This is a genomic window from Pseudomonas extremorientalis (assembly GCF_001870465.1).
GTDB lineage: Bacteria > Pseudomonadota > Gammaproteobacteria > Pseudomonadales > Pseudomonadaceae > Aquipseudomonas > Aquipseudomonas extremorientalis.
The window spans coordinates 127,547-134,047 of sequence record NZ_MDGK01000044.1 but is presented as its reverse complement, the minus strand read 5'-3'; the positions used below and the strand labels follow the sequence as shown (position 1 = coordinate 134,047).

Below are 6,501 nucleotides of genomic sequence, written 5' to 3'. Positions count from 1 at the left end.
CGGCCATTCGTTGCTGGCCACGCAGATTGCCTCGCGGGTGCAGAAGACCTTGCAGCGGGATGTGCCGCTGCGGGCGATGTTCGAGTGCAGCACGGTGGCGGAGTTGGCTGAGTATATCGAGGGGCTGGCGGCCAATGAGATCAGTGCCGAGAAGGTGGATCGGTTGAGTGATTTGATGGCGGAGTTGGAGGGGTTGTGAGGGGGCCGTTGGTCTGAACTGTCAATTTTGACAGTAGGCGAGAAACCGTCAAAAGAGCTCACTTGAGGGAGACCTTCGGCCTCAGATCTGGCTGAGGGTAATAAGTCCTGAACACGGAGTTCTTATCATGGTTAAAAAAACCGCAACGCCGAACGGTTCTACAACGACTGTCGAAGCTCCAAAACCTAAACTGCCAAAGCCCAAGGCGCTGGAGGTGAACAGCCCGTTGGTTTCTAGTGAAGTGAACGCAACGGTGGCTACTTCCAGAATGAAGGGTTCATACCTGAAATTCGACCCGCGGATGGACGAGGATCACCCCATTACCGTCACGTTCCGCACACGGGAAACGCCTGGGCCGGTGTTCAAGGATATTGTGTATCCAAGCCCTGAGCCAGGCGAAGGAAAGACTGAAATCCCTCTGCCTTACATGACGAAGGCTATGGAATACACGCTCGTAATCAGTTATACCGGGACAGTAAATGGGCAAGCAGCCACTTCTTTGGAGAAAGAAGTTTTAATGGAGTTTTACCCAGCGAGCGAAGGTAAAGAGCTCGCCCCTTACTTTCTCAAAGAAAAAATTTTTCAAAATACACCTACCTTAGATATGCACGATTTCAAAGGGGATGGGATTGTCAAAACGAAGGTTCCTTATCTTGCCCAAGTAGGCGATAAGTTTTACTGCACTCTCGTTACGCAGCAATTTAGTGGGGATCCCGTTTTCTACACAGTAGCTTACGGGTATGAGTTAACGGTTGAGGATATTGAGTCAGGCGAACTTACTCATGCTGTTAGCCGTGGTTGGTTGGCGCGGCAAATACCACTGTATGAAGCAATGACCTTGCAATGTGGCTATATAACGAGTGGCTTAGCGGCGCAGCCTCCAGCCGACGTTACTAACCCCGATGAGAAGACGCTTCTTCCAAGGAATGCCCTTCAAATTCAATATCGTCGTACGACTGCTTTCATTGGGGACCAACGCCTTGATCTTCTGCCTGCACATTTGCGGCAGTCCGCCTTTTTCAACAATGAATGGTGCCTCAACCCAGAACTCACCAAACAAGGTGGGAATGTGGACACTCCCGGTTTGGACACCTATGCAGACGACCAAGTCTGTTTTTATGTGAGTGGGCCGGGTTATGGGAGCAAGCCGCTTGGCTGCGTGACAATCCAAAACGACGGGGATCTGGCAACCATCGAGCTATCGCCCTGTGTCATTGCCTGCTTTTTTAACAAGCCGATGACGCTGACCTACACCGTTCAATTCCCTAACAATAATGAACCACAGCGATCACCTGAACGTGTGGTCAATGTATTACTGCCACAATTTCCTCACGCTGAGATCGAACAAGCAACGGGCAATATCGTTGATCTCAATACATTTTCAACGGACGCGACTGCCTTTGTGTCTGTAGGGGACTATGCCGAATGTGCGAAATGTTGCTGGATGTGGATCACGGGTGAACGTGAAGACGGCAGTACTTACCGTTTTGATGTTCTGATGGATGCGCCTGTTAACGATGATTGGAAGGCCAACGGAGTCGATTCTCCGATCCTCAGGGCTGAGCTGCAAAAGCTGGCTGATTGCAGCGAATTCAAGCTGCATTTCGCGGTGAGTTTTTGTGATAAATGTGATCTGGCGAGCGCGCATGAATTCCCTGCTCAAACCTTCAAAATCGAACAGGAGCCCTTGGCTCTGATCAAGCCGGCCGTGAGGGAAGCGGTGGTTGACCAGTTGACCGCTTACAACGGACGCAACGGCGTACATGTAGAAGTGGATTACGTCGGCAATAACCTCAAGCACTCCATCTCTGTCTGCTGGAAGAGGCCGAACGGTTCTTACTGGCCATTGGCCCCTAAACCTGGTAGCCCAACGGGTGCGGTGGTTTGGATGTTGCCGCCGGAAGCCGTGATCGAGAGCATGGGTAAAGTGGTGGAGATCATTTACACGGTCACCACCGCATGCAAGGTGCAGACTTCACCACCTTTGAACTTGAACGTCAGTTTGCCGGTACGCCTGGAGGCACCAAACGTGCTGGAGGCGACGCCACCCAGGACTCAGAACGCCGTTCTGGACCTGAGGACATTTACTGGGAACGCCAATTCTCTCGAAGATACGATGTGGTTCCTGCAGGCAGGACAGAAGTGCTGGTTGCGGGCGGACGGGACGGACAAAAACGGCAATGCCTACTCGTTCAATGTGTATTCGGCCAGAACCATTACGGCGGCAGAGGAGACCGCGGGGGTGGCGGGGCCTGTACTGCGATCCGAGTTGGATAAGCTAATGGACAAAACCAACTTGACCTTAACTTTCAGCGTTGCAACTGACGGTAGCTCGACTGCGAACGTGGTGTGTCCACCACGGGACTTGACTGTACTAGCTCCACTGTATGACTTATCCCCATTCACGGGGGGTAATTGGAATGGCTGGGGCCCTGGTGCTGCGGCCTATCGTCCGGTGGACCTCCTTATGATGAACCTTGGAGGAAACTGGGTCTTGGTTCATGACGCAAGTGATACTAGAGCTGGGGAGTTGATGAAAAAGCGTTATGACGGGTTAAACATTGGTAGAACCTATGAATTTAGTATTAGGGTTAAGAATCGCAATGGGTACCTGCCTGTCCCTACGCTTTCCCTTCAGGCTACAGATGGCCTCACGGTGATTAGAGTCACTGCGCCTACGCAGTTTTATGCGCAGGCATTTGTTGAGCTAAAGGGCACGTTTCAAGCCACGGCGTCGACTATGTGGTTGAGTGTCATTACCTATCAATCGGTACCCCCCGGGGGGGATGGTGATGATTACGAACTTGACGACGCTCTGGTGCGTTCAATTTAGCGCCCCCCAAAGTCATGACTAGCTCAACTGTAGTCAAGCGTTTGCATCACTAAAACCTGGAATACAGCTTTGATGGAGTCGGGCCTCCAGTTTTTTGGAGGCCCTTTCCGGAGGAGGCAAATCGATTTATTTAGGCCCCAAAATCTTCCCCAATTTCTCCGGCGAAGGCGCCCCTTGTTGCTGCTGCAACCCACCTTTGTCATCCAGATAGAAAATCGCCGGCGTCGCCGACAATTCCAGCTCCTCCATCAACTTCATGTTGCTATCAAGCTTGGCCTCGATATCCGCCGGGATCTTGTCCAGTGCCTGCAACTTGCTGCCCTTGCCAGCGGCTTCGTGTTCCTCCAGGGCTTTTTGTGGGTCTTTGGCGGCGAACAACGCAGCCGATTTGCCCGGGCTGTCTTCGCGGATGATGCCGACCATGATGTGGCGCAATTGCACCTTGCCGGCCTTCACCCACGGGCGGGCCTGTTCCCAGAACATGTTGCAGTAAGGGCAGTTGGGGTCGCTGAACAGGTAGACGATGCGGGGGGCTTTAACGTCGCCGTCCTGGATCCAGCTGCTTTTTTCCATCTTGGCCCAGACTTCCTTGGCCATCGGCGCGTACACCAGCTTTTCCAGGGGCGCGCTGCTCAGGTCGTTGCCCTGGGCGTCGTACAGGTTGCCGGCGAGCACGCTTTTGCCGTCGGCGGTCAGGTAGAGGGCCATGCCGCGGTTCTGGTACTGGGCGGCGTAGCCGGTGAGGCCGCTGGGGGCGTCGAACTTGCCGAGGATCTTGGCGCCCTTGGCTTCGATCTGTTTGATCGGCGCCGGCCAGTCTTCGGCCTGGGCCAGGGTAGCGGCCAAGGTCAGTGGCAGCAGGGTCAGCAGGTGGCGGAGGCGAGGCATGTCGGTTTCCTTGTGGCGGCAGGGGCGCTGTCGAAGGGTTCCATGGCGCGGGCCAGGCTGGCCTGGGACAGTTCACCAAGGTGGCTGTTGATCAGGCGTCCATCGGCTTGGTAGAACAGGGTGGTCGGCAAGGCCATGGAACCTACGGCCTGGCCGAGGCGGCCGCTGGCGTCGAACAGCACGTTGTCGAGGGTCAGGCCCTGGGTGGCGAGGAAGGTGCTGACGCTTTGCATGCTTTCGGCCTGGTTGACGAACAGGAAGGTCACGTCGGGCCGCTGGTGCTGGGCGCGCTCCAGTACTGGCATCTCGCGGCGGCACGGCGGGCACCAGGTGGCCCACAGGTTGATCACCAGCGGGCCGCCCTTGTAGTCGGCCAATTGCACCACCTCGCCATTGGCATTGCGCAGGGTGATGTCCGGCAGTTGCGAGCCCTTGTCGTACAGGCTCAGGGACAGGCTGGTCATGCCCCAGAACACCAGGCCGGTGATCACCCCGGCACTCAGCGGCTTGCGCAGGGCCGGGCGCCGCCAGCCATAGGCCAGCGCACCAAGGACCAGGGCGATCACGCCGGGCCAGGCGAGGAAGCCACCGTCGCGCAGGTCGACCATCTGCACCCAGTCGTTGCGGTAGTCGCTCCAGTACATCAGCACAAAGCTGACGCGGGCAGCGAGCATGCCCAGCAGGAACAGGCTGAACAGCACTGATTCCGGGTTTTCACCACCACGCTTGGCCACGCGCCAACCCACCAGGGTGGCGAGAATCAGCGCACTGATCAGCAGGATATGATTCAGGGCAATGGCGAAGGTGCCGATGGTCAGGGTCAGCATCAGAGAGCGTCTCGGGTTTGCATCCAGCGTTGCAGGAAAGCGGCGGCATCCACTTCGCCGGTGATGCGTTGGGCGCGGCGTTCTTCACCGTCCGGGCCGATCCACACGAAGCTCGGTGGGCCAGGCACTTTGTAGCGGCCGAGCAGCGCGCGGCTGGCGGCGTTGTCGGCGGTGACGTCCAGGCGCAGCAGGCGTACGTCTTTGAGCGCCTGCATGACTTCGGGTTTGCCGAACACCTGCTTTTCCATGATCTTGCACGACACGCACCAGTCGGCGTAATAGTCGACCAACACCCATTGGCCTTGGGCCTTGGCGCTGTCGAGCTGGCTTTGCAGCACGGCCGGGTCGTTGATGGTCATGAAGGCATCGTGGGCGGAGGCTGCGCCAGCGACCCGTGAACCGCTGTAGACCTTCAGCGGTTGCCACAGGTCTTCGCTGCCCCCCGCTGCGCCCACCACCAGCACCGCGCCCCACAGGCCCAGTACCAGGGAGCCTGCGCCAAATACCTTGGCGGCCAGGCCGTATTCGCGGGCCAGGGTCCAGCCGCAGTAGGCCATGACCAGCGCGAGTACGCCCCACAGGCCGATCCACAGGTTTTCGCCGACCACCGGGCGGATCATCAGCACAGCGGTGCCGAGGAACAGGAAGCCGAAGACGCCCTTGAGCACGTTCATCCAGGTGCCCGGCTTGGGCAGGAAGCGGTTGCCCACGGTCACCAGCAGCAACAGCGGAATGCCGATGCCGATGCCCATGGCGAACAGGATCAGGCCGCCGTGCAGCGCATTGCCGCTCTGGGCGATGTACAGCAGGGCACCGGCCAGGGGCGCGGTCATGCACGGCCCCACCAGCAGGCCGGACAGCGCACCGAGAATCCCTGCGCCCACCAGGCTGCCACCGCTTTGCTGGCGGCTGACGTTATCCAGGCGATCACGCAGGAAGGCGGGCAGTTGCAGTTCAAAGAAACCGAACATCGGCAGGGCGAGGATCACGAACAGCGCGGCGAAACTGCCCAGGATCCACGGGGTTTGCAGGAGCGCGGCGAGGTTGGCGCCAAGCAAGGCAGCCAATACGCCGAGCGCGGCATACACCAGCGCCATGCACACCACATAGCTGCTGGCCAGGGCAAAACCGCGACGCGGGCTGGCACCACTGCCCACCACCAGGCCGGCGAGAATCGGCAGCATCGGCAATGAACACGGTGCAAAGGCCAACAGCAGTCCCAAGCCAAAGAATATCAACAGGCTCCAACCCAGGCTGCGTTGTTGCAAACCGCTGGCCAGGCTCTGGTCCTGGGCTTGTGCGGCGGTGGCGACGGCCGGGTTGCCACCCAGGTCCACGGTGATCGACTGCGGCGGGTAGCACAGGCCCGCATCCGCACAGCCCTGCCAGCCCAGCTTGACCTGGCCGGTGGCGCCGGCGGGAATCTTCACTTCCAGGCCTTGGCGATAGACCTCCTGGTCGCCGAAGAACTCATCGCTGTGATCCTCGCCTTTGGGCAGCACGGGTTTTTCGCCCAGGCCGTCGAACTTCATGCGCTGCTTGTACAGGTAGTAACCGTCGGCAATCTGCCAATACAGCTGCATCTCGCCACTTTCAAGACGTTCGGAGGTAAAGGTGAAGGCCTTGCCCACCGGGAGGAAATCGGGTTTGGTCTCAAACGGGTTGCCCGGCGCGGCCTGGGCCAGCCCCGCGAACAACACCAGCAGAAAGGTAAACAGATGCCGCATGGTCAAGCCTTAGTTCGATGCAAGTAG

The 6,501-nt window shown here is 58.1% G+C and carries 5 protein-coding genes; 2 read left to right on the top strand and 3 right to left on the bottom strand.

Annotation, left to right across the window (positions count from 1 at the left end; genetic code table 11):
* Both BFN10_RS17925 and BFN10_RS17920 read left to right on the top strand, forming a co-directional pair.
* Positions 1–199 (top strand): phosphopantetheine-binding protein (locus tag BFN10_RS17925; RefSeq protein WP_139221109.1); only part of this gene is annotated, 199 nt, incomplete at its 5' end.
* A 127-nt stretch (positions 200–326) separates the two neighbouring features.
* Positions 327–3,032 carry a hypothetical protein gene (locus BFN10_RS17920; protein WP_071490802.1) on the top strand — a complete coding sequence of 902 codons (2,706 nt, stop codon included), beginning with the start codon at positions 327–329 and terminating at the stop codon, positions 3,030–3,032.
* 126 nt (positions 3,033–3,158) lie between these two features.
* Here BFN10_RS17920 and dsbG read toward each other — a convergent pair whose 3' ends face one another.
* From dsbG to dsbD, 3 genes are read right to left on the bottom strand one after another with little or no spacing between them, the layout of a single operon-like run.
* Complete coding sequence (dsbG, locus tag BFN10_RS17915; protein WP_071490801.1) at positions 3,159–3,920, bottom strand: thiol:disulfide interchange protein DsbG; 762 nt, start codon at positions 3,918–3,920, stop codon at positions 3,159–3,161.
* Positions 3,896–4,747, bottom strand: a complete 852-nt coding sequence (locus tag BFN10_RS17910) for a TlpA disulfide reductase family protein (protein WP_071490800.1) — start codon at positions 4,745–4,747, stop codon at positions 3,896–3,898. Before BFN10_RS17910 ends, dsbG begins: the two co-directional genes overlap by 25 nt.
* Positions 4,747–6,474: a protein-disulfide reductase DsbD gene (gene dsbD, locus BFN10_RS17905; protein WP_071490799.1), complete on the bottom strand. Its 1,728-nt coding sequence runs from the start codon at positions 6,472–6,474 to the stop codon at positions 4,747–4,749. Before dsbD ends, BFN10_RS17910 begins: the two co-directional genes overlap by 1 nt.
* Between the last annotated feature and the right edge of the window lie 27 nt (positions 6,475–6,501).

Coding starts and splice junctions, on each gene's coding strand:
- BFN10_RS17910 (WP_071490800.1), bottom strand. CDS start 4,747: ATGCTGACCCTGACCATCGGCACCTTCGCCATTGCCCTGAATCATATC.
- BFN10_RS17920 (WP_071490802.1), top strand. CDS start 327: ATGGTTAAAAAAACCGCAACGCCGAACGGTTCTACAACGACTGTCGAA.
- dsbD (WP_071490799.1), bottom strand. CDS start 6,474: ATGCGGCATCTGTTTACCTTTCTGCTGGTGTTGTTCGCGGGGCTGGCC.
- dsbG (WP_071490801.1), bottom strand. CDS start 3,920: ATGCCTCGCCTCCGCCACCTGCTGACCCTGCTGCCACTGACCTTGGCC.